Origin of the sequence: Saccharothrix sp. ALI-22-I (assembly GCF_001984175.1) — a bacterium.
Lineage (GTDB): Bacteria > Actinomycetota > Actinomycetes > Mycobacteriales > Pseudonocardiaceae > Actinosynnema.
Genome location: NZ_MTQP01000053.1, coordinates 139,297 through 162,036, shown reverse-complemented (window position 1 = coordinate 162,036; position 22,740 = coordinate 139,297). Strand labels below are relative to the sequence as shown.

The following is a 22,740-nucleotide window of genomic DNA, read 5'->3' as shown; positions in this document are numbered from 1 at the left end:
CGAACGACTACAACGTCAGCCGATGCTGGCGGCTTCCTGCTTCCCGATGTACTTCACGTAACCCTCGGCTTCGAGCTTGTCGGCCAGCTCCGGGCCGCCGGACTCGGCGATGCGGCCGTTGGCGAACACGTGCACGAAGTCGGGCGAGATGTACTTGAGGATCCGGGTGTAGTGCGTGATCAGCATGACGCCGACGTCACCGGACTGCTTGTACCGGTTCACGCCCTCGGAGACGACGCGCAGCGCGTCGACGTCCAGGCCGGAGTCGGTCTCGTCCAGGATCGCGATCTTCGGCTTGAGCAGCCCGAGCTGGAGGATCTCGTGGCGCTTCTTCTCGCCGCCGGAGAAGCCCTCGTTGACCGAGCGCTCGGCGAAGGCCGGGTCGATGTCCAGGTCGGACATCGCCTCCTTGACCTCCTTGACCCAGTGGCGCAGCTTCGGCGCCTCGCCGCGCACGGCGGTGGCGGCGGTGCGCAGGAAGTTCGACATCGAGACGCCGGGCACCTCGACCGGGTACTGCATGGCGAGGAAGAGGCCCGCGCGGGCGCGCTCGTCCACGGTCATGTCCAGCACGTTCTCGCCGTCCAGCAGCACGCTGCCGGAGGTGATCTCGTACTTGGGGTGCCCGGCGATGGCGTAGGACAAGGTGGACTTGCCCGAGCCGTTGGGGCCCATGATGGCGTGGGTCTCGCCTGCGTTGATGGTCAGGTCGACGCCCTTGAGGATCTCCTTGGAGCCCTCGTCGGTGTTGACCGAGACGTGCAGGTCCTTGATCTCCAGAGTGGCCATTGGTGCTTCGTTCTCCTGGTGTGACGAGCGAAAGTCAGTTCTTGGTGGTGGTGACGTCCACGTAGACGTCACCGGCGCGGAGTTCGACGGCGAACACGTCGACCGGCTCGGTGGCGGGCGGCGAGGACGGGCGGCCGGTGCGCAGGTCGAAGCACGACCCGTGCAGCCAGCACTCCACGCCCTTGCGCGTGACCTCGCCCTCGCTGAGCGCGACCTCGGCGTGCGTGCACAGGTCGCGCAGCGCGTGCACGGTGTCGCCGTCGCGGACGAGCACGATCGGGGTGTACCCGTCGCCGACCTCGAACGCCGCGGGCTTGCGGTCGTCGAGGTCGGTCAGCGAGCACACCTTGATCACACGCCCACCGCTTCGAGCTCCGCCTCGATGGCCGCTTCCAGGCGCTCGCGCACCTCGGGGACGGCGATCTTGAGCAGGATCTCGTGGAAGAACCCGCGCACGACCAGCCGGCGTGCCTGGTCCTCGGGGATGCCGCGGGCCTGGAGGTAGAACAGCTGCTCGTCGTCGAACCGGCCGGTGGCGCTGGCGTGGCCCGCGCCCTCGATCTCGCCGGTCTCGATCTCCAGGTTGGGCACCGAGTCGGCGCGCGCGCCGTCGGTGAGCACCAGGTTGCGGTTGAGTTCGAACGTCTCGGTGCCTTCGGCGGCGGCGCGGATGAGCACGTCGCCGATCCACACGGTGTGCGCGCCCTCGCCCTGCAGCGCGCCCTTGTAGACCACGTTGCTGCGGCAGTTGGACACCGCGTGGTCGATGAAGGTGCGGTGCTCCAGGTGCTGGCCGGCGTCGGCGAAGTACAGGCCGAGCAGTTCGGCGTCGCCGCCGCGCCCGCCGTAGCTGACCACGGGGGTGAGCCGGACGACGTCGCCGCCCAGGGTGATGACGGTGTGCTTGAAGTTGGCGTCGCGGCCGAGCTTGGCGTGGTGCGACGAGACGTGCACCGCGTCGTCGGCCCAGTCCTGGATGGCGACGACGGTGAGGTGCGCGCCATCGCCGACGACGAACTCCACGTTGTCTGCGTAGGCGCCGGAGCCGCGGTGGTCGATGACGACGACGGCCTCGGCGAACGGCTTGGCGTGCACGTGGAGGTGGCCGTAGGCGACCTTGCCCTCGCCCGCGCCGGTCACGGTGATCGTGGTCGGCTCGGACTTGGCGTCACCGGGGAGGGTGACGACGGTGGCCTCGGTGAACGCCGACCACGCCTGGGCGGCGACGCGGTCACCGGGGGTGCCCGCGACGCCCAGCCGCTCGTCGCCGCGGGCGACGGTCTCGACCGTGACGCCCTCGGCGGCGGTGACCTCGACGTTCGCCGTGCCGGTGGCCTCGGCGCCGTTGTGCAGGTTCGCCAGGCGCTTCATGGGGGTGAAGCGCCAGATCTCCTCGCGACCGCCCGGGACCTCGAACGCGTTCACGTCGAAGGACGTGAAGTGGTCCGCGCGCGAGGAGATCGGAGCACCGGCACCGTGCGAGTGGGCCGTCAGGCCGTGTTGCTGCTGTTCGGTGGTGACGGCCATGTCAGCCGACGGCCCCTTCCATCTGAAGCTCGATCAGGCGGTTCAACTCCAGCGCGTACTCCATGGGCAGCTCGCGCGCGATGGGCTCGACGAACCCGCGCACGATCATGGCCATGGCCTCGTCCTCGTTGAGACCGCGCGACATCAGGTAGAACAGCTGGTCCTCGGAGACCTTCGAGACCGTGGCCTCGTGGCCCATCGACACGTCGTCCTCGCGGACGTCGACGTACGGGTAGGTGTCCGAGCGGCTGATGTTGTCCACCAGCAGCGCGTCGCACTTGACCGTGGACTTCGAGTGGTGCGCCCGCTTGTTGACCTGCACGAGGCCGCGGTAGGAGGTGCGGCCGCCGCCGCGCGCCACCGACTTCGACACGATCGTGGAGGACGTGTGCGGCGCCATGTGGACCATCTTCGCGCCCGCGTCCTGGTGCTGGCCCTCGCCCGCGAACGCGATCGAGAGGACCTCGCCCTTGGCGTGCTCGCCCATCAGGAACACGGCCGGGTACTTCATGGTGACTTTGGAGCCGATGTTGCCGTCGATCCACTCCATGGTCGCGCCCGCTTCGGCCTTGGCGCGCTTGGTGACCAGGTTGTAGACGTTGTTCGACCAGTTCTGGATGGTCGTGTAGCGGCAGCGACCACCCTTCTTGACGATGATCTCCACGACGGCGGAGTGCAGCGAGTCCGACGAGTAGATCGGCGCGGTGCAGCCCTCGACGTAGTGCACGTAGGCGCCCTCGTCGACGATGATCAGCGTGCGCTCGAACTGGCCCATGTTCTCGGTGTTGATCCGGAAGTAGGCCTGCAGCGGGATGTCGACGTGGACACCCTTCGGCACGTAGATGAACGAGCCGCCCGACCACACCGCGGAGTTCAGCGCGGAGAACTTGTTGTCACCCGAGGGGATGACGGAGCCGAAGTACTCCTTGAACAGCTCCGGGTGCTCCTTGAGCGCGGTGTCGGTGTCGAGGAAGATGACGCCCTGCTCCTCAAGGTCCTCACGGATCTTGTGGTAGACGACCTCGGACTCGTACTGGGCCGCGACACCGGAGACCAGGCGCTGCTTCTCCGCCTCCGGGATGCCCAGGCGGTCGTAGGTGTTCTTGATCTCGTCGGGCAGGTCGTCCCAGGTCGCCGCCTGCTTCTCGGTCGACCGGACGAAGTACTTGATGTTGTCGAAGTCGATGCCCGACAGGTCGGAACCCCAGGTCGGCATCGGCTTGCGGTCGAACAGGCGCAGAGCCTTCAGCCGGAAGTCCAGCATCCACTCCGGCTCGTTCTTCTTGGTCGAGATGTCCCGAACGACGTCCTCGTTCAGGCCCCGGCGAGCGCTCGCGCCTGCCACGTCCGAGTCGGACCAGCCGAACTCGTAGTTGCCGATGCTCGCCAGGGTCTCTTCCTGGGTGAGCGGGGCTGTGGTGGTGCGCTGCTCGGCAGCGGCAGTCATGCGGGCTCCCCTCCATCTGGGATCCGGGGTGTGTTCGGGATGTGCGTCGTGCACACGGCATCGCCGCGGGCGATGGTGGCCAGGCGCTGGACGTGCGTGCCGAGCAGGGCGGCGAACGCCGCCGTCTCGGTCTCGCACAACTGCGGGAACTCGGCCGCGACGTGGGCCACCGGGCACAGGTGCTGGCAGAGCTGCTCGCCGGCGCCCACGTGGCGCGTCGAGGCAGCGTAACCCTCCCTGGTCAACGCCACGGCGAGGGCCTTGGCCCGCTCCGCGGCGTCCGGCTGGGCCACGATGGCCGCGCGGTGCTGGTCGACGAGTGCGGACACCCGGCGTTCGGCGAAGGTTCGTACCGCCTCCTCCCCGCCCTGTTCGGCGAGGAACCGCAACGCGGCCACGGCGAGGTCGTCGTAGGCGTGCCCGAAGCGGGACCGCCCCTGCTCGGTCAGCAGGAAGAGCTTGGCCGGGCGCCCCCGACCGCGCTGCCCCTGTCGGGGCGCCTCCCTGCCGATCGCCTCACCATCGGCCACCAGCGCGTCGATGTGCCGGCGCACCGCCGTGGGACTGAGGCCCAGTTGCTCCGCGACCGAGGCCGCGGCGACCGGACCCTGCTCCAACAGCAGCCGTGCGACGGCGTGCCGGGTGCGCCCGTCGTGCCCGGACGGCACGGCGGTCGACTCGATCCCGGCGTTTTTCACAACACCAGTGTTGCGTATTTCCTCGCCGGTCGCAAAGATCGGCCCGTGTCGGGTGACCCGAGTCACGCGCCCAGGCCGGTCGCTACCCTGCGGACGTGACGGCGGGCGGAATGGTGATGGCGAACCGGAGTGAGATCGGCGAGGCAGCACCTCTCGACGCCCCGGAGACGCGACAGCTCGACGTCATCCGCCGCTGGGGCACCGTGGGGGCGCTGCTGCTGGCCGTGGGCTCGCTCGGCTCGGGCGCCGCGCCCGTGTTCAGCCCCCTGCCGGGCACGCCGCTGCTGGGCTTGTTCGTGCGGATGCCCAGCGCGTCCATGGGCGTGGCCTGGACCGGCATCTTCCTGATCGTGTCGGCGTGGCTGTGGCTGGGCCGGTTCGCCCGGCCGGGGCGTCCCCGGCTGATGTCGCGCAGCCAGCTCGACCGCACGCTGCTGATGTGGATCACGCCGCTGGTGTTCGTGCTGCCCATGTTCAGCCGGGACGTCTACAGCTACCTGGCGCAGTCGCAGATCGCGGCCAACGGGCAGGACCCGTACGAGATGGGTCCGGCCACCGCGCTGGGCGTCGAGAACGACCTGACGAAGAACGTGCCGAACATATGGCGTGAGACGCCGGCGCCCTACGGGCCGCTGTTCCTGGCCGCCGGGCGGGTCATCTCGATGGTGACCGGCGACAGCGTGCTGCCGGGCATCTTCCTGCACCGCCTGCTGGTGCTGGTGGGGCTGGCGATGATCGTGTGGGCGCTGCCCCGGCTGGCGCGGCGCTTCGGCGTGCCGCCGGTGAGCGCGCTGTGGCTGGGCGCGGCGAACCCGCTGGTGCTGTTCCACCTGGTCGTGGGCGTGCACAACGAAGGCCTGGCGATCGGCCTGATGCTGGTGGGGCTGGAGTTGGCGTTGCGCAAGATGCCGATCCAGCCGGGCACGCCGATGACGCGCGAAGAGCTGCTGTGGATCGTGCTCGGCGCGACCATGATCACATTGGGTGCGGCGGTGAAGATCCCGGCCGCGCTGGCGCTGGGGTTCCTGGGCGTGATGATCGCGCGGCGGTGGGGTGGGCGGTTCTCCGACCTGATCCGGGCGGCGCTGCTGCTGCTGGTCATCTCCGGGGTGGTGATGGTCGGCACGTGCGTCGGCACCGGGCTCGGGTTCGGCTGGGTGGAGACGCTCAACGTGGCCGGCACGGTGAAGAGCTGGATGTCGCCGCCCACCGCGCTGGGGTTCATGGGCGGCGGGCTGGGGCTGGTGCTCGGGCTCGGCAACCACACCGAGTCGATGATCGCGCTGATGCGGATCGTCACGCAGGCGGTGTCGGTGGTGATCGCGGCGACGCTGCTGTGGAAGGCGTTCCAGGGGCGGATCAAGGCGGTCAACGGGCTGGGCGCGGGCCTGGGCGCGGTGCTGGTGCTGGGGCCGGTGCTCCAGCCGTGGTACGTGCTGTGGGCGGCGTTGCCGCTGGCCACGGCCGTGCTGGCGCGCCGGTTCCGGGTGTTCGCGACGACCGCGAGTGCGGTGATCGCGGTGATCCTGCCGCCGACCGGTTCGGCGTTCGACGGCCGCGCCTACATCGTGCCGCAGGCGGTGACCGGCGCGGTGATCGCGTTCGCGGTGTGCCTGTTCGTCGCCCGCAAACAGGTCATCCCCCTGATCAAACGCGACCCGGTGCCCGGCTCCGCGTAGTCCGATCGGGGTGTAACCCGCTGACCCGGCCGGACGAGACAACGGTATTGGGAAGATCGGGGCGCAATCCGGGGAGGGAGTGCGTGATGGTCGACGTGCCGCAGGAGCAGATCAGGTTCGCGGTCGTGCTCAACGGGGGTGTGAGCCTCGCCGTCTGGATGGGCGGGGTGGTGCTCGAACTCGATCGGCTGACCAGGGGTGACGGGCCGTACGCCGACCTGTTGGACATGGTCGGCAGCACGGCCCGCGCCGACGTCATCACCGGCACGTCGGCGGGCGGCATCAACGGCGCCGCGTTGGCGTTGTCGCAGGTCAACGCGAACGCCCGGCTCGAACGGCTGCGTGACCTGTGGGCCGAGCAGGGGCGGATGGAACAGCTGCTGCGCACACCGTTCCGGGGGCAGCCGGTGTCGCTGCTCAAGGGCGACGAGTTCTTCCTGCCCCGGCTCCGGGAGGCGTTGGAGCGGCTGACCACGGACTTCGAGCCCACCCCGCAGGACGACCGGCCGGTGGACCTGCGGATCACCACCACGCTGCTCGCGGGCGTGCCGACGGTCACCCACGACGACCTCGGCCAGACCATGGTGCAGGCCTCCCACCAGGGCAGCTTCTCGTTCCGCCGCGACCCCGGCGGCCGGGACGACTTCACCGCGGACAAGTTGCCGACGCTGGTCGGCCGGATGGCGCTGGCCGCCCGCTCGTCGGCCTCGTTCCCGTTCGCGTTCGAGCCCTCGTTCATCCCGGTCGCCCCCGGCGCGCCCGACGGCGACAAGCCGAACATGGCCGAGGTCGCGTCCTGGGCCAACGGCACCGACAACCGGTCCCGCTACGCGGTCGACGGCGGCGTCCTGGTCAACACGCCCACCAAGGAGGCGCTGGAGGCCATCGACCGGATGCCCGCCGAGGGCCCGGTGCGGCGGGTGATGCTGCTGGTGTTCCCGCACGCCCCCGAGGCGGTCGTGGAGCCGGTGGCCCCGGTGGACGGCGCGCTGCCCAGCACCATCGCCACCGGCGGCAAGCTGCTCGGCGCGTTGACCAGCCAGAGCGGCCGCACCTACGTCGAGCGCATCGAGGAGCACAACCGCAACGCCGCGTCCCGGCGCGGCGGGCGCAACGCCCTGCTGGACCGGCTGGCCTCGGGCGGCTCGGTCACCGGGAAGCTGTACGCGTTAGCCGCCACCCTGCACGACCACTACGAGGACGTGCGCATCCGGCACGCCGCCCGCGACGTCACGACCCGCCAGTTCGAGGTGCCGGGCGCGAACACCGCCGGCTGGACGTTCGAACGGGTGCGTGCGGCGGCGGAGGCGGCACAGCGGGAGTACCGCGCGGAGCGCGGCAAGGTGCCGTACGTGCCGACGCAGCCGCAGCCGGCCGCGTTGCCCGACCACGGCTGGCCGTGGGGCATCACGATGGCCGAACGGCTCGCGTCCGCCGCGATGGACTTGCTCAAACGCCTGGTGTGGGTGATGCCGGACGCCCAGCGGCTGGCGTTGGCCCGGACGAACCTGTTCGACGTGCGGTCGAAGCTGCGGGCCGCCCGGATCGAGCTGGACGGGCACTGGACCACCAGCGAACCGGAGGCGCTGGACCAGGCGTACTGGGAAAAGCGGGTCCGCCGGTTCGCCACGAAGATGCTGGACGAACCCGACGGCGTCGGGCAGCGGGTGCGGGAGCAGGTGGAGCGGATCGCGGGCGTCCTCGGCGACGCGCACGACATCCTCGACCAGCTGGACGACGACCAACTGCGGGCGGGCGCGCTGCGGTCGTGGCACGAGCTGCTGACCGAGCCGCGCACCGACGCCGAAGCCGAGGTCGGGCTGGTGGCGGGCGACCTGTGGCTGTCGCGGGCGCTGGCGCTGGAGGTCGCGACCACGTGCCTGGCCGACGACAGCCGCGGCGGCCTGGACCAGGCCGTGGAACTGGTGCAGATCAGCCTCCAGACGCGCAACGCGTTCGCCGACTACAGCCTGACCGCCGAGGACAAGGCGGGCGGCGCGTCGTTGAGCCGGTTCTCCGGGTTCCTCAAGCGGTCCTGGCGGGTCAACGACTGGATCTGGGGTCGGCTCGACGGCGCCACCATGCTGTGCAAGGTGGTGTTCGACCCGAAGCGGCTGCTGCGCGTGGACCGGATGACCGGTGACGGCGGCGACCCGGTCGAGCGGGCCGGGCGCAAGGTGGACTCGCTCGTCGTGGAGTTGTTCGGCGACGGGCTGCCGGACGAGCTGAAGCCGTACGTGAAGCGGGCGAAGGCCGAGCTGGCGAAGGTGTACGCGGAGCCGGACGGCGACCACCCGCCGACGTGCGCGGCGCTGGCGGAGCTGGCCGCGTGGGCGCTGCACACCCGGATCATCTGCGAGGAGCTGCCGGCTTTGCGGGCCGCGATCCTGGCCGACCGGCACGAGGGCGCGGACCGGCGGTCGCGCGGCGAGCTGTTCCTGGAGGAACAGGCCGCGCTGCTGGCCCGGCTGCCCGCGCGCACGGACGCGGAGCGGGTCGAGGTGGGCATGCGGGGGTTGAGCGCGTTCGACCGGGCCGGGATCGGGCGTGAGCCGCTGGTGCAGGAGGCGAGCAGCGACCAGGTGATCCGGACGGCGGCGACCGCGGCGGCGGTGGCGATCACCGTGGCGGACAGCGACAACTCCGGGCTGGGCACGGCGAAACCGCTGACCAGGACGTTGCGCGGGGCGGCGCTGCTGCCGTACTGGACGATCACCGGGTTGACCAGGGGCGGCCGGTTGGCGCAGTTCCTGGGACTGCTGGGGTTCGCGCTGGGCGGGGCTTTGCTGGTGCTGGCGCTGTTCGACCTGCTGCCGCCGTGGGCGGTCGGGCCGTCGGCGGCGTTCGGCGGGGGCACGTTGCTGGCGGCGTTCGGCTACGCGGCGCTGCGGTCCGGGACGTTGCTGCACGGGCTGGTGCTGCTGTCACCGGTGATCCCGCTGGTGACGGTGGCGATCGACCGGACCCGCAACGCGCTGGCGTCGGGGCAGACCGGTGAGCAGGCCGTGACCGGGATGGTGGCGGTCGGCGGGGTGCTGCTGGTCGTGGTGGGGTTGCTGATCATCGGCAGCCTGCCCGCGCCGGTGGGCACGCCGCTGGCCGCGCTGGGCAAGATCCGGCTCAAGCCGCGTCTGGTGGTGCGGGTGCTGGTGGCGGCGGCGATCGTGGCCGGCGTGTGGGCCGTGGTGCGGTACCGGCTCTACGACCTGGACCCGGCGCTGGTGGTCGTGGGCACTGTCGTGGCGATCGTGTTCGGCGCGGGCGCGTCGTACGTGCTGGGCAGTTCGCTGCGGCGGCGGCGGCAGGTGGACGGGGTGTGGGACACCGAGGCCGCCGAGCCACCCGCGTCCGCGACCGCCGGGTGGGCCGCCGTGTACGGGTCGGTGCTGCTGATCGTCGCCGCGGTGGTGCAGGTGCTCGGGTTGCGGTTCACCGGGTGGGAGGCGGTGCTGGGCACGGCGCTCGCGTTCGGCCTGGTGCTGCTGCTGGTGACCACGTGGTGGGTGCCGTTGCGGGCGCGGCGGACCATCGCGACCTCGCTGGTCGAACAGATGTCCATTGTGGACTTCGAGCCGGCGGACGTGGCCGACGCGCTGCTGAAACGCCTGGAGGGCCACGGAATGCTGTTCAAGTTCCTCACCGAACTGGACGACTCCGGCAGCCCTCGCCTGAGCCCCACCGGCCTCCGCGTCGCCCAACGCGCCGCCCACCGCTCCGAAACCGGCGAGGACATCGACTAACCCGCGTGTCCAACACTCAGAACAGGCGTGTCCAACACCCAGAACGGCCGTGTCCAACGTTCAGAACAGGCGAGTTCTACGTTCAGAACGCCCGAACACCGGGCTCGGACGTTCTGAGTGTTCAACTCGGGTGTTCTGAACGTTGGACACGCGCGACGCGAACGTTGGACACGGGTGTTCGGAACGTTGGACACGCGCGTTCTAGAGGTTGGACACGCGCGGATGTCGACTGACGGGCGGGGTCAGCGGCCACGGTCGAGGAGTCGGGCGAGCGGCTCGCGGAGGTCGGCGGGGTGCAGGTTCAACCGGTCGAACTCGTCGGCTGACGCCCACATCAGCTCGAAGCTGTTGTCCGGACCGTGGGCCTCGGCTTCCGCCCCGGACAGGACCGGGGTGCCGGTGACGGCGGTCATCAGGAAGTAGGAGGCCGGTCGGCCGTTGTGCCGGCCGGTCCACAACAGCCGGTCGATCCGCGCTTCGAGCGTCGTCTCCTCGGTCAGCTCGCGCAGCGCCGCCGTCTCGGGGGTCTCGCCCTCCTCGACGTGACCGCCGGGCAGGACCGCGTAGTGGTGCCCGGGGCACCGAGGGCCCGACCGGCCGCCGTTCTCGCACATGGCGCACGCGTCGGCGGAGTCCCGCCGGAGGAAGCGCTTGATGACCAGTGCCCGGGGTCCGTCGACGACCACGGCCACGGCTCGGGGAATCGGCACGACCCGATCATGGCACCGCACTGCCGGCTCCCCCGTACGAGAACCGGCAGTGCGGGAGTCGGCCGAGCGGACGTCAGGCGGCCAGGGCGGCGGGGCGGACGGTCGGGAGGCCGATGGCGCGGGCGTAGAGGGACTCGAACGTGTCCAGGGTGGTGTCGATGGCGTGGGCGGCGATCAGTTCGCTGCTCGCGGCGCCCATGCGGGCGGTGACGGTGGGGTCGGCGGTTACGGCGTGGAGGCGGTCGGCCAGGCCCCGGACGTCGCCCGGTGTGAACAGCCAGCCGTTGCGGCCCGGCTTGCACAGGTGCGGCAGGGCCATCGCGTCCGCGGCCACGACGGGCTTGCCGGCGGCCATTGCCTCCATGGTGGCCAGGCTCTGCAGCTCGGCGACGCCCGGCATGCAGAACAGGTCGGCGCTCGCGTAGGCGTCCAGCAGCTCCTCCTCGCCGACGAACCCGCGGAACCTGACCCGGTCGGTGATGCCCAGGTCACGGGCCAGCAGCTCCCACTCCGAACGGCACGACCCGTCGCCGACGATCTCCGCGTGCAGCCGCGGCACGAGGGCCAGCGCGCGCAGCAGCTCGTCCACCCGCTTCTCCTCGTCCAACCGCCCCACGAACAGCACGGTCGGCGCGTCGGTGTGCCGCACGGGCGTCCGCAGCCGGTACCGGTCGATGTCGATACCGCACGACACCGGCACCGCACGCGGCGGGAAACCATTGTCGTGCAACAGCTCCACGGCACGCGGGGTCGGCGCGGTGACGACATCGGCCAGCCCGTACACCCGGCCCAGATCCCGGTACGCCCACCGCGACGCCATGCCCTGCAACCACGCCGGGACGTGGGCGTGGCCGAACAGGTTCTCCGGCATGAAGTGGTTCGTCGCCACCGTCGGGATGCCCAGCGCCGCCGCCTGCCGCAGCACGTACCGGCCGACCACGAAGTGCGCCTGGACGTGCACCAGGTCCGGCTTCAACTCGTCCAGCAGCACGCCCACGTCCTTGCGGACCTCCCACGGCAGCCCGAAGCGGAACCCGCCGTAGAACGGCGTGCGGTGCGAACGCAGCCGGTGCACGGTGATGCCGTCGACGCGCTCGGTGCGGGCCTGGCCGACCGGGTCCGGGCAGATCACGTGCACGTCGTGGCCGCGGCCCGCGAGGCCGGTGGCCAGGCGGTGGGCGAAGCGGGCCGCGCCGTTGACGTCCGGGGGAAACGTCTCCGCGGCGATCACGATCCGCATGGCGCGTCCGTTGGTCACTGTCGTCTCCGATCGTGTGGGAACTGCGGGAAGGGTTCGAGTACGGGCCAGTGCGACGACACCGCCGATGGCGACTGCGGCGCACACGAGTTCGGCCGCGGCGATCGCGCCGCTGGTCCGGGTCGCCTCCCCGAGCAGCCCCGCGCCGATGCCGACGGCGACGAGCGGGTCCACCACGGTGAGGCAGGCGACCGCCAGGTGCGGCGGTCCACTGGCGTAGGCGTGCTGGATGAACCAGCCGCCGACGAGCAGGGCGACGACGATGCCCGCCGCCGAGAACGCGGTCGTCCACGCCAGGCCGCCCTGCTGGACGTCCTGGGACACCGACCGCATGAGCACGGAGACGAAGCCGTAGGCGACACCGCCCGCCGCGCCGAAACCGAGGGCGCGCACCGCCGGGCGCGTCGCCAGCACCGCGACCAGGCCGGGCACGGCGATCAGGCCGAGCGCCACCAGCGCGGCCTTCAGCTCCGCCTCCGGCACCACCGCCGTGGACGTGGCGCTGCCCGCGGCCAGGAGCACGAAAGCACCCACGCCGAACGTGGTCCACGCGACCGCGGGCAGCTCACGCCGGCGACCGTCCAGCACGGCCGTGATGCCGATGGCGACCACGCCGACCGGCTGCACCACGCTCAACGGCGCCATCCCCAACGCCGCCGCGTGCACACCGGCGCCGAGGACGAGCAGCACCAGGCCCAGCAGCCACCGCGGCCTGCGCAGCAACTCCAGCACCCGCAACGCGCCGTCGCTCGCCCGCACGGCGTCGTGCTGCAAACGTGCGGCGAAGGCGAAGAACACGGCACCGAGGACCGCGAGCAGGACAGCGAGCCACGTCATGACGACACCTCACGGCGCAGGACGGCGGCGGCCAACGCGAACAGCACGCAGTACAGCAGCGCGAACAGCACCCGCTCGAAAAGCCCGAGCACGACCGCGCCACCGCCCGGGTACACCACCGCGGCGTGGCTCAGCATGAATGCCACCGAGGTGATACCCGCGGCGACGGAAAAACGGCGCACAGTGGTACTGCGGATGAACGTCCGGGAAATCAGCCATCCGGCCAAAGGCAGACTCGCGAACATCACCGCGCCCGCGTACCGGTGCACCGCGCCCGAGAACGACGTCGGTGCGCCGACCGGATCGGTGGGGAACACCGCGACCACCGCCAGCCCCGCCGACCACAGCCCCATCAGCACCGCGACCGGCCCCCGCCTGGGCAGACCCGACCGGATCAGGGACACCAGCAGCCCGACCGAGGCCGCCGCCAGGGACAGCGCGGTGACGGCGAGCAGCCCGCTGCCGTTGTCCACGAAGATGTAATCGCTGATCGTGTGGGTGATCGGACTAAGCTCGCCGACCGACGCCACGTGCAGGTAAACAATCGGGAACAGCGACAGGACAAGGCCTACAACAGCCGGCGGCAACACCGCCGCCCGACTTTTCCCCCGGATCTCCGCCACAAGGAAAATCCTGGCGCGGGAATGGGCCGAAAGATATCCGGAAAACCCCCGAGGAAACCCTGAAGCCACCCCGAGAACCCCGGTGGGGCTGACCCCACCACCGGGGCGGGCGGCGCCACGCCCTAGGCTTCCGCGTCGTGAGCCCGCACCCCCAGCACCCTGCCGTGGAAGTGTCGGGGCTGGTCAAGCGCTACGGCTCCACCGTAGCGGTGAACGGACTCGACCTCACCGTGGAAACCGGCACGGTCCTGGCACTCCTCGGCCCGAACGGCGCCGGGAAAACGACGACCGTCGAAGTGTGCGAGGGATTCCGGTCGGCCGACGGCGGTGAGGTCCGCGTCCTCGGCTTGGACCCCCGGCGCGACGGCGACAAGCTGCGCCCCCGCATCGGCGTGATGCCGCAGGGCGGCGGCGGCTATCCCGGCGTGCGGGCCGACGAGATGCTGCGACTCGTCGCCACCTGCGCGGCCAACCCCCTCGACCCCGCGTGGCTGCTCGACGTGCTGGGGCTGTCGTCCTCGGTGCGCACCCCGTACAAGCGGCTGTCCGGCGGGCAGCAGCAACGCCTGTCGCTGGCCTGCGCCCTGGTCGGGCGCCCGGAACTGGTGTTCCTGGACGAGCCGACCGCCGGCATGGACCCCCAGGCCCGCCGGCTGGTGTGGGAGCTGGTGTCGGCGCTGCGCGCGGACGGCGTCACCGTGCTGCTCACCACCCACCTGATGGACGAGGCCGAAGCCCTCGCCGACCACGTCGTCATCGTCGACGCCGGCCGCGTCGTGGCACAGGGCAGCCCGGTCGAACTGACCGCGCACCACGCCGACGACCGGCAACTGCGCTTCCGCGCCCGCCCCGGCCTGGAGCTGACGCTGCTGCGCGACGCCCTGCCGGAGGGCCTGGAGGTGCGCGAAGCCTCCCGGGGCACCTACCTCGTGCAGGGGCACATCGACCCGCAGGTCCTCTCCACGGTCACCTCGTGGTGCGCCCAGCAGGGCGTGCTGGCCGAGGAGCTGACCGTGGCCAGACGCAGCCTGGAGGACGTGTTCCTGGAGCTGACCGGCAGGGAGCTGCGCTGATGACGGAACCACACCCCGGCACCGGGAGCTTCGGCACCGGGACCTCCGGGACCTTCAGGCCGGGCACCTTCACCCCCGCGCCCGGCCGCGGCAGCCTCGGCCGGATGCTGCTCGCGCAGGCCCGCACCGAGACCGTGCTCACGCTGCGCAACGGCGAGCAGATCCTGCTGACCGTGCTCATCCCGGTGGCGCTGCTGGTCGCGATGAGCCTCATGGACGTCATCCCGGTGCCCGACCCCCGCGTCGGCTCGGCCACGGCCCGCATCCTCGCGCTGGCGGTCATCTCCTCCGCGTTCACGGGGCAAGCGATTGCGCTGGGCTTCGACCGGCGTTACGGCGTCCTCAAGCGACTCGCGGCCACCGCGCTGCCCCGCTGGCTGCTCGTCGCCGGACGGGTCGTGGCGGCACTGGCCGTGGTCGCCGTCCAGGTCCTGATCCTCGGCATCACCGCCCTGCTCCTGGGCTGGCAGCTACCGTCCGTGACCGGCGCGCTGTGGGCGTTCGTGCTGATCGTGCTCGGCACCCTGTCGTTCGGCGCACTGGGCGTCCTGCTCGGCGGGGCGCTGCGGGCCGAGATCGTGCTCGCGCTGGCGAACATCGTCTGGTTCGTGCTGCTGCTCATCGGTGGCGTCGCGCTCGGCGTGGAGAGCCTGCCGACGTGGCTCGCGACCATCGTCGACGCCCTGCCGTCCGCCGCGCTGGCGCAGGCACTGCACGACGCCGTGGTCGAGGGCGTCGCGCCCAGCCCCTGGCACGTCGCCGTGCTGGTGATCTGGGGCGTGGCCGCAGGCGTGCTGGCCACGAAGACGACCAAGCTGGCCTGACCGTTCCTGATCAGTGAACGGGAGTGGGTCGTCGACCCGCTGCCAGTCACTGCGCGCTGCACTCACCGCATCGACCTCGAACACCCGACAGTTCACCACCCCTGCGAGCGGGTCTCAGGCAGTGGTACCTACCATCGGCTCGTGTCCGCCCCATCCTGGCTCACCACCTTCCTGAGCACGTTCCAGCGCACGTTCGCCATCGCCGTGGTGATCGCCCAAGGCGGTATCGCGGTCACCGGGTCGATCGTGCGGGTGACCGGATCGGGCCTCGGCTGCCCCACCTGGCCGCAGTGCTTCGAGGGCAGCCTCGTGCCGGTCGAACACCCCGAGGTCGCGTCACTGCACCAGTGGGTCGAGTTCGGCAACCGCACCCTCACCGGCGTGGTCGGCGTCATCGCCGGCCTGTGCGTCCTCGCGGCCTGGTTCCACCGGCCGCGCCGCAAGCGGGTCCTCACGCTGGCCCTGGTGCAGTTCGGCGGCGTCGTGCTCCAGGCCGTGATCGGCGGGTTCACCGTGCTCACCGGCCTGCTGTGGTGGACGGTCAGCGTGCACTTCCTGGTGTCGATGGGGCTGGTGTGGTTCGCCGTGCTGCTGGTCGCCGCGCTCGGCGAGGGCGACGAACCCGCCCGGCCGCTCGTGCCGAAGGCGCTGCTGGTGCTCCAGACCGTGCAGGCGGTCACGCTCGGCCTGCTGCTGACGGCCGGCACGTTCGTCACCGCCGCCGGGCCGCACGCGGGCGACGCGGCCACCCCGCGCCTGGACGTGCCGGTGGACACGCTGTCCCAGGTGCACGCCGACCTGCTGTTCCTGTTCCTCGGGATGCTCATCGCGCTGGGCTTCGCGTTGCGGAGCCACCCCGTTCCCCGCCGGCCGTACTACGCGCTGGTGGCCGTGGTGCTCGCGCAGGGCACGCTGGGCATGGTCCAGTACTGGACCGGTGTGCCGGAGGTGCTGGTCTCGCTGCACGTGCTGGGCGCCGGCGCGGTGGTCGTCGCCACGGCCGCCCTGTGGGTCTCCACCCGCGAACGGCCTCACCGCGAGGACGAGGGCCTGCGCTCCCAGACGGCGGGCAGCTCGGTCGCCAGCCAGGTGTAGAGGTCGTCCACGGTGCGCAGCCGCATGGCGCGCTCCGGGTCACCGCTCATCAGCCGCATCCCGGACTCGGTCAGCTCGCGCACGCTCACCAGCGCGTCCAGCTTGCGCTGGATCATGTCGACCCACCGCTTCTCGTTGATCCGGTACTGCGCCGCCTGCCGCCCGCGCCGGGTCCGCTTCGTCACCAGACCGGCGTTGACCAGGAACTTCAGGTTCGTGCTGATGGAGCCGCTGCTGGCCTCCAGCTCCTGGGACAGCTCGGCGGCGGTGCGCTCGGTCGGCTGGCACACCAGCAGGTAGCCGAGGATGCGGCCGCCGATCAGCGGGATGCCCTCCTCGGCGAAGTGCGCCGCGAACCGCTCGATCCACGCCGACAGCCGCGTTTCCCGTCCGACGCTCATCAGACCCCCTGGGCTCGTCCGGCCGACACTTCGGTCGACACTGAAGCCATAGTAGGTCGTGTGCTGATCATCGCGCAAAGGCGGCGCGCGGGTCAGAGCCGGCGCAGGCCCGACAGGACGCGTTCCATCAGGCCCAGGTCGGGCTGGGCGCCGTCGGCCGTCGCGGTGCGGTGCACGTCGATCAGGCCGCGCTCGGCCATGTCGCCGAGCAGGACCTTGGCCACGCCCAGCGGCAGCCGGAGCAGGGCGGCGACCTCGGCCACCGACCGCGGCCGGCCGACCAGCGCGATCACCTCGTGGTACTCGGCCTTCATCCCTCCCGGGTAGTCCCACTCCACCGCCGACACCAGCGTCTCGATCTCCAACTGGTACGACGACGTGGTGCGGCCACCGGTCCACGAGTAGGCGCGGACGATCGACGCCGCCTCCTCGCGCGGGTACTCGAACTCGTCCTCGTCGTCGAAGACCGGGCGGTGCGGTCTGGTGGTCGCGGCGGGCTGCTCGGGCTTCGGCTGTTCCGGCGGCTTGCGGCGCCGGTTGGAGTCCAGGCTGAACCCGTTGAGCAGAGCGGCGAACGTCTCGTCCGAGCCGGCGGGCTCGTCGTTCCGGTCCATGACCACCTCACGCAGAAGGGCGGGCCATCATCCGCTTGGCGCCGTGGAGCTGGGCGCGCAGCTCGGGTGTCAGGAGCTGACCCACCTGGTCCACGACCACGGTCATCTCGTAGGCGACCTGGCCGACGTCGGCGTCCGGCGCGGCCAGCACAGCCAGGCACGAGCCGTCCCTGATGGACATCAGCAACATGATCCCGTACTGCATCTCGATCACCGAGCGCAACACGCCCCCGCCGTCGAAGCACCGCGCCGCCGACTCGGTCAGGCTGGCCACGCCCGCCGCGATCGCGGCGAGCTGGTCGGCCCGGTCGTCGGGCAGGCCGTTGGACGCCGTCAGCAGCAGGCCGTCCACCGAGATCACCACCGCGTGGGCCACCCCTGGCACGCGATCGGCGAAGTTGCCCACCAGCCAACCGAACTGGTCGACCTGTCGCGATTTCTGCGTGCTCATCCGTTCTCCTGCCCCGCTCCGTTTTCACCGGATTCCCGCACACCCTGTCGGAGTCCGGACTGGTAGTTGGCCAGGAAGCCGCGTGTCGCCTGCGGATCCCTCCGGACGGGTGCCACCGCATCGGGTGTACTCGGCCGTTCGGCCACCAGGTTGGTCCGCGGCTGCCGCTTCGGCAGTTCCGTCGGATTGTCGTTCACGGGCGCCTCCCCGCGCGCGTGGATGTCCGCGGCGCGGTGCCGCGCCGCTTCCGCCGGCCCGGACGGCGCCGAGGCGCCGCCGAACCAGGTCGAGCCCGTCCGCCTCGGCGCGGGCGCCGGTGCGGACGGTGGTTCGTCGACGGTGCGGCCGCGGAACGGCGCCCACCCGTCGTCCTTCAACGGCACGGCCGGCGGCAGGACCGGCTGTGGCAGACCCGAATGCCCGTTGGTGAGGGCGCGCGGCAGGACCGGCTGCGGTCCGGTGGAGTGCGACCCGGAGTTCGACCCGGTGGAGTTCGGTCCGGAGGAGTAAGGCAGGGCCGGTTGCGGCCCGGTGGAGTACGGCCCGGTGGAGTGAGGCAGAGCCGGCTGCGGGCCGGAGGAGTACGGCAGGGCCGGCGGGGCTGCCGGGACGTGTGCCTGCGCGGCACCCACCCGCGTCGACAGCGGACCGGTCGCGCGGACCAGCTCGGCGGGCAGCGCCACGACCGCGCGCAGCCCCTCGCCCTGTTCGCGCAGCATGACTTCGATGCCGTGCCGCCCGGCGAGGCGTCCCACCACGTACAGGCCGAGCTGGCGGGACACCGGCAGCTCGCCGGAATCCGCCGAGGCGGCCAGCGTGATCCGGCGGTTGGCCTGCGCCAGGTCCTCCTCGGACATGCCGACACCGACGTCGACCACGTCCACCAGCACGCCACCGCCGGGCCGCGGCCGGCCGCCGACGATGACCTGGGTGCGCGGCGGCGAGAACGTGGTCGCGTTGTCCAGCAGCTCGGCGACGAGCCGGACCAGGTCGCCCGCGGCGTAGCCGACGACCTCGACCGACGGGGTGGTCTGCACGACGACCCGCTGGTACTGCTCGATTTCCGACGCCGCGGCGCGCAGCACGTCGCCCAGCGGCACCGGGCGGGTGAAGCGGCGGGCCACGTCGCTGCCGGAGAGCACCATCAGGTTCTCGTTGTTGCGGCGCATCCGGGTGGCCAGGTTGTCCAGCTTGAACAGGTTCGCCAGCTGCTCGGGGTTCTCCTCCTGCCGCTCCAGCTCCTCCATGAGCTTGAGCTGCCGCTCCACCAGACCCTGGCTGCGGCGGGACAGGTTGATGAACGCGTTGCGCATGCCGGTGCGCAGGTCGGCCTGCTCGGCCGCGGAGCTGACCGCCTGCCGGTGCACCGCGTCGAACGCGCGCGCCAGCTGGCCCAGCTCCTCCCTGGTGTGCACGGGCACCGGCTCCACGGTGACGTCGTGCGCGGCGTTCTCCCGCAGCTGCGCCACCAGCGCGGGCAGGCGGTGCTCGGCCACGTCCAGCGCGGAGGTGCGCAGCGCGCGCAGGGAGCGCAGCAGGTAGTTGCCGATGACGTAACCGACTGCGGCCGCGGCGAACATCGACGCCAGCAGGATCACCGCCGCCGCGCCCGCCAGGTCGCTGGTGGTGTCCTGCAACCGGCCGGCGGCGGCGGTCAGCTGCTCCTCCAACGATCGCAGCACGACGCCGATCTGCTCGCCGGTGATCCGCGAGCCGTTGTTCCAGGCGTCGATCTGCACGCCCGTGCGGACCGCGTCGGGATCGCTGCGAACCAGCTGGAACAGGCTGTTGCGGAGGTCGATCTCCGGGCCGGAGACGGTGCTGCGGTAGTCGGCCTGCTGCTGCGCGGTGGCGACGGCCTGGAAGTCGGCCAGCTTGTCCTGCTGGCGGGTGTAGGACTGCGTCAGCGTCGTCCGCTCGGTGTCGAGCAGGCCGCCGCGGCTGATGCCCGCGAGGACCGTGGCGTGCTGCAGGGACACCTGCTCGCCCGCCATGGCCAGGTTGTGCAGGGCGGTGGCGGTGCCGGACAGCGACGGGTCGCCGAAGTCGCCGATCATGGCCTGGTCGAAGTCCAGCAGGGCGCGCAGCACCACGGTGTAGCCACCGATGCCGCCCGTCAGGTCGACGCCGCCGGACAGCACGCGTTCGCGCAGCTGCGGCAGGCCGTCGAGCTGGACGACGACGTCGCGGAACCGGGTGTTGGCGACCTCACCGAGGGTGGTGGTGCGCTCCATCAGGTTCCGCACGCCGGCGGCCGCGTTGTCGGTGGCGCGCGCCAGGTCCCGGAAGTCGTTCCCCTCGACGCCCGCGGTCTCGGCCCGCTGCGCCGACCGCGCGCGTTCGGCCTGCACGCCCGCGATCAGCGGGTCGAGACCGGCGCGCAGCGTCACGACGCGTTGCATCGCACCGTAGGTGTCGGCGCTCTTGACGTAGCCGCGGATCTGGATCAGGCCCGCGCCGGTGGCCACGAGCACGGGCACCGCCAGCACGGCGGCGAGCTTGATCGGCAGACGCCAATTCCGCCAGTCCGCGACGGCGTTCCACCACTGCCCACGCGCGTTGTTGTCGCCAGTCACCAGACCCAAGCCCCGGAAAGTCCGTAGTTGTTTCGAGTTGAACAACGCCGACGCTGAGTGACGACGAGCGTGGATGTTGCTGCGGCGGATAGTAGGTGGTGGACAGGCCGGGGACAACGACCTTGCGGTCGGTCCTCATCCGATCGGCGCAGCGTGACGGCCGAAATCCATCGGAGCGCTATCGGGATGTAGCGCTCGGTGCGGGCGGAGCAACCTCTACGTCCTCCTTGTGGACAAACCGTTGACTGACGGCCCAACACGGTTACGCTGAGCGCTCGCCGCACGGCCCGCGCACCCTCGTGCGCGGCGAGGCAAATCCCCGTGGAGGATTGATGACGAAGGCGATCCTGCCTCCGACGGATTCCAGACCCGCCCGCGGCGGGCGAGGCTTCGCCACTTTCGACGACCCGGTGTCGTCCCTGATGGTCGACGAATCGGGCGCACCGGATTTCGTCGCGCTCCAGGCGAGCCCCGATTTCCGCGAGCTGCGCAGGCGGATCACCATCTTCGTCGTGCCCGCGACGTGCGCGTTCCTGCTCTGGTACCTGGGTTACGTGGCGATGTCGGCGTACGCGCCGGACTTCATGGGCACGCCGGTGTACGGCGTGCTCAACATCGGCCTGATGTTCGGGTTGCTGCAGTTCGTGACGACGATCACACTGACCCTGGTCTACGCGCGCTACGCGCGCCGCAAGCTCGACCCGCAGGTCGATGCGGTCCGCTCGCTCACCGCGGAGGACCAGGCCTGATGGGCGGCAACACCGCGATCAACCTCGGCGTCTTCGGCGTCTTCGTGTTGATCACCCTGTTCATCGTGTACCGGGCGGGCAGCCGCAACGCCACCGCGTCGGACTACTACGCCGCGGGCAGCAGCTTCACCGGGCCGCAGAACGGCATCGCGCTGTCGGGCGACTTCCTGTCCGCCGCGTCGTTCCTCGGCATCTCCGGCAGCATCGCGGTCAACGGCTACGACGGCTTCCTGTACTCCATCGGCTGGGTCGTGTCCTGGCTGCTCGGCCTGATGATCATCTCCGAGCGGCTGCGCAACACCGGCCGGTTCACCCTCGGCGACGTGCTCGCGTTCCGGATGCGGCAGCGCCCGGTGCGCGCCGCGGCGGCCAACGTGACGCTGGTGATCTCGCTGTTCTACATGATCGCGCAGATGGCGGGCGCGGGCGCGTTGATGGCGCTGCTGCTGGACGTGCACAGCAAGGTCGGCCAGTCGATCATCATCGCCGTGGTGGGCATCGTCATGGTGCTGTACGTGCTGGTGGGCGGCATGAAGGGCACCACGTGGGTGCAGATCATCAAGGCCGTGCTGCTGATCATGTGCGTGACCCTGATGACGGTGTTCCTGCTCGGCAAGTTCGGCTTCAGCCTGTCCGCGATCCTGGAGACCGCGTCGCGCAACACGCCGCTCGGACCTGAGGTCCTGGAGCCGGGCGCGCGGTACGGCAGCACGCCGACCAGCCGGCTGGACTTCCTCTCGCTGGCGCTGGCCCTGGTGCTCGGCACGGCTTCCCTGCCGCACGTGCTGATGCGGTTCTACACCGTGCCGAACGCCCGTGAGGCGCGGCGTTCGGTGGTGTGGGCGACGTGGATGATGGCCACGTTCTACCTGTGCACGCTGGTGATCGGCTTCGGCGCGCTGGCGTTGGTGGGCTCGGAGGCGATCTCGTCGGCGCCCGGCGGCGAGAACTCCGCGGCGCCGTTGCTGGCCTACGAGATCGGCGGCGCGGTGCTGCTGGGCGTGGTGAGCGCGGTGGCGTTCGCCACGATCCTGGCGGTGGTGGCCGGTCTGACCTTGACCGCGTCGGCGTCGTTCGCGCACGACGTGTACGCCAACGTGATCAAGCGCGGTCAGGCGGACCCGCGGTCGGAGGTGAAGGTCGCCCGGTTGACGGCGGTGGTCGTCGGTCTGCTGGCGATCGCCGGCGGTATCGCGGCGAACGGGCAGAACGTGGCGTTCCTGGTGGCGCTGGCGTTCGCGCTGGCGGCGTCGGCGAACCTGTCCACGATCATCTACACGATGTTCTGGAAGCGCTTCAACACGCCGGGGACGCTGTGGGCGGTGTACGGCGGGCTCGGGTCGTGCATCGTGCTGCTCGCCTTCTCCCCCGCCGTGTCGGGGTCGAAGTCGTCGATCTTCCCGGACGTGGACTTCGCCTTGTTCCCGCTCAGCAACCCGGGGCTGGTGTCCATCCCGTTCTCGTTCCTGTGCGGCTACCTCGGCACGATCCTGAGCAAGGAGACGTCGGACCCGGTCAAGCAGGCCGAGATGGAGGTCCGGTCGCTGACCGGCATCGGCTCGGGCCTGAAGTAACCCGGAAGTAGCACCTTCCGGTTCCGCAAGGCTTCCACCGGTAAACGCCGAACGCCGGAGCATTTGCTCCGGCGT

The 22,740-nt window shown here is 71.0% G+C and carries 19 protein-coding genes; 7 read left to right on the top strand and 12 right to left on the bottom strand.

The window, feature by feature from the left end:
• Positions 1-15: 15 nt before the first annotated feature.
• The 5 genes from sufC to ALI22I_RS13345 are packed head-to-tail and all read right to left on the bottom strand — an operon-like array spanning position 16 to position 4,461.
• Positions 16-789: a Fe-S cluster assembly ATPase SufC gene (gene sufC / locus ALI22I_RS13365; protein ID WP_077005792.1), complete on the bottom strand. Its 774-nt coding sequence runs from the start codon at positions 787-789 to the stop codon at positions 16-18.
• Between the two features lie 34 nt (positions 790-823).
• Entirely contained in the window at positions 824-1,144 is a 321-nt protein-coding gene (locus ALI22I_RS13360; protein ID WP_077005791.1) for a non-heme iron oxygenase ferredoxin subunit, read from the bottom strand.
• Positions 1,141-2,316, bottom strand: coding sequence for a Fe-S cluster assembly protein SufD (gene sufD / locus ALI22I_RS13355; protein WP_077005790.1), 1,176 nt, complete (start codon positions 2,314-2,316; stop codon positions 1,141-1,143). The genes ALI22I_RS13360 and sufD overlap by 4 nt, the downstream gene beginning before the upstream one ends.
• Before the next feature lies 1 nt (position 2,317).
• Complete coding sequence (gene sufB, locus ALI22I_RS13350) at positions 2,318-3,763, bottom strand: Fe-S cluster assembly protein SufB (protein WP_077005789.1); 1,446 nt, start codon at positions 3,761-3,763, stop codon at positions 2,318-2,320.
• Positions 3,760-4,461, bottom strand: a complete 702-nt coding sequence (locus ALI22I_RS13345) for a helix-turn-helix transcriptional regulator (protein ID WP_077005788.1) — start codon at positions 4,459-4,461, stop codon at positions 3,760-3,762. The genes sufB and ALI22I_RS13345 overlap by 4 nt, the downstream gene beginning before the upstream one ends.
• Positions 4,462-4,571: 110 nt before the next feature.
• Here ALI22I_RS13345 and mptB point away from each other — a divergent pair, with 110 nt between their 5' ends.
• Together mptB and ALI22I_RS13335 are read left to right on the top strand one after the other, a co-directional pair.
• A complete protein-coding gene (gene mptB / locus ALI22I_RS13340; RefSeq protein ID WP_179118216.1) occupies positions 4,572-6,140 on the top strand; it encodes a polyprenol phosphomannose-dependent alpha 1,6 mannosyltransferase MptB in 1,569 nt (522 codons plus the stop codon).
• 86 nt (positions 6,141-6,226) lie between these two features.
• Entirely contained in the window at positions 6,227-9,880 is a 3,654-nt protein-coding gene (locus ALI22I_RS13335) for a patatin-like protein (RefSeq protein ID WP_077005822.1), read from the top strand.
• A 242-nt stretch (positions 9,881-10,122) separates the two neighbouring features.
• Here the strand turns inward: ALI22I_RS13335 and ALI22I_RS13330 are convergent, their stop codons facing one another.
• The 3 genes from ALI22I_RS13330 to ALI22I_RS13320 all read right to left on the bottom strand — a co-directional run bounded on the left by ALI22I_RS13330 (position 10,123) and on the right by ALI22I_RS13320 (position 13,308).
• Positions 10,123-10,590 (bottom strand): NUDIX domain-containing protein, encoded by a 468-nt coding sequence (locus tag ALI22I_RS13330; protein WP_077005787.1) that lies wholly within the window; start codon positions 10,588-10,590, stop codon positions 10,123-10,125.
• Between the two features lie 73 nt (positions 10,591-10,663).
• On the bottom strand, positions 10,664-12,685 hold the full coding sequence (locus ALI22I_RS13325) for a glycosyltransferase (protein WP_077005786.1): 2,022 nt from the start codon (positions 12,683-12,685) through the stop codon (positions 10,664-10,666).
• Positions 12,682-13,308: a DUF998 domain-containing protein gene (locus tag ALI22I_RS13320; protein ID WP_077005785.1), complete on the bottom strand. Its 627-nt coding sequence runs from the start codon at positions 13,306-13,308 to the stop codon at positions 12,682-12,684. Before ALI22I_RS13320 ends, ALI22I_RS13325 begins: the two co-directional genes overlap by 4 nt.
• 137 nt (positions 13,309-13,445) lie before the next feature.
• Here ALI22I_RS13320 and ALI22I_RS13315 point away from each other — a divergent pair, with 137 nt between their 5' ends.
• The 3 genes from ALI22I_RS13315 (at position 13,446) to ALI22I_RS13305 (ending at position 16,300) form a co-directional block, all read left to right on the top strand.
• On the top strand, positions 13,446-14,381 hold the full coding sequence (locus tag ALI22I_RS13315) for an ABC transporter ATP-binding protein (protein ID WP_238598337.1): 936 nt from the start codon (positions 13,446-13,448) through the stop codon (positions 14,379-14,381).
• Positions 14,381-15,205, top strand: coding sequence for an ABC transporter permease (locus tag ALI22I_RS13310; protein WP_077005783.1), 825 nt, complete (start codon positions 14,381-14,383; stop codon positions 15,203-15,205). The genes ALI22I_RS13315 and ALI22I_RS13310 overlap by 1 nt, the downstream gene beginning before the upstream one ends.
• Before the next feature lie 141 nt (positions 15,206-15,346).
• Positions 15,347-16,300 carry a COX15/CtaA family protein gene (locus ALI22I_RS13305; protein WP_077005782.1) on the top strand — a complete coding sequence of 318 codons (954 nt, stop codon included), beginning with the start codon at positions 15,347-15,349 and terminating at the stop codon, positions 16,298-16,300.
• Here ALI22I_RS13305 and ALI22I_RS13300 read toward each other — a convergent pair.
• The 4 genes from ALI22I_RS13300 to ALI22I_RS13285 all read right to left on the bottom strand — a co-directional run bounded on the left by ALI22I_RS13300 (position 16,237) and on the right by ALI22I_RS13285 (position 20,342).
• On the bottom strand, positions 16,237-16,701 hold the full coding sequence (locus tag ALI22I_RS13300) for a GbsR/MarR family transcriptional regulator (protein WP_077005781.1): 465 nt from the start codon (positions 16,699-16,701) through the stop codon (positions 16,237-16,239). The genes ALI22I_RS13305 and ALI22I_RS13300 overlap by 64 nt on opposite strands.
• A 92-nt stretch (positions 16,702-16,793) precedes the next feature.
• Positions 16,794-17,315, bottom strand: a complete 522-nt coding sequence (locus tag ALI22I_RS13295) for a DUF742 domain-containing protein (RefSeq protein WP_077005821.1) — start codon at positions 17,313-17,315, stop codon at positions 16,794-16,796.
• Positions 17,316-17,322: 7 nt separating this feature from the next.
• Positions 17,323-17,766 carry a roadblock/LC7 domain-containing protein gene (locus tag ALI22I_RS13290; protein WP_077005780.1) on the bottom strand — a complete coding sequence of 148 codons (444 nt, stop codon included), beginning with the start codon at positions 17,764-17,766 and terminating at the stop codon, positions 17,323-17,325.
• Entirely contained in the window at positions 17,763-20,342 is a 2,580-nt protein-coding gene (locus ALI22I_RS13285; RefSeq protein ID WP_077005820.1) for a nitrate- and nitrite sensing domain-containing protein, read from the bottom strand. Before ALI22I_RS13285 ends, ALI22I_RS13290 begins: the two co-directional genes overlap by 4 nt.
• A 332-nt stretch (positions 20,343-20,674) precedes the next feature.
• On the opposite strand from ALI22I_RS13285, the gene ALI22I_RS13280 reads away from it, so the two are divergent.
• Positions 20,675-21,091, top strand: coding sequence for a DUF485 domain-containing protein (locus tag ALI22I_RS13280; protein WP_077005779.1), 417 nt, complete (start codon positions 20,675-20,677; stop codon positions 21,089-21,091).
• Positions 21,091-22,665, top strand: coding sequence for a solute symporter family protein (locus ALI22I_RS13275; protein ID WP_077005778.1), 1,575 nt, complete (start codon positions 21,091-21,093; stop codon positions 22,663-22,665). The genes ALI22I_RS13280 and ALI22I_RS13275 overlap by 1 nt, the downstream gene beginning before the upstream one ends.
• The last annotated feature ends 75 nt before the right edge of the window (positions 22,666-22,740 follow it).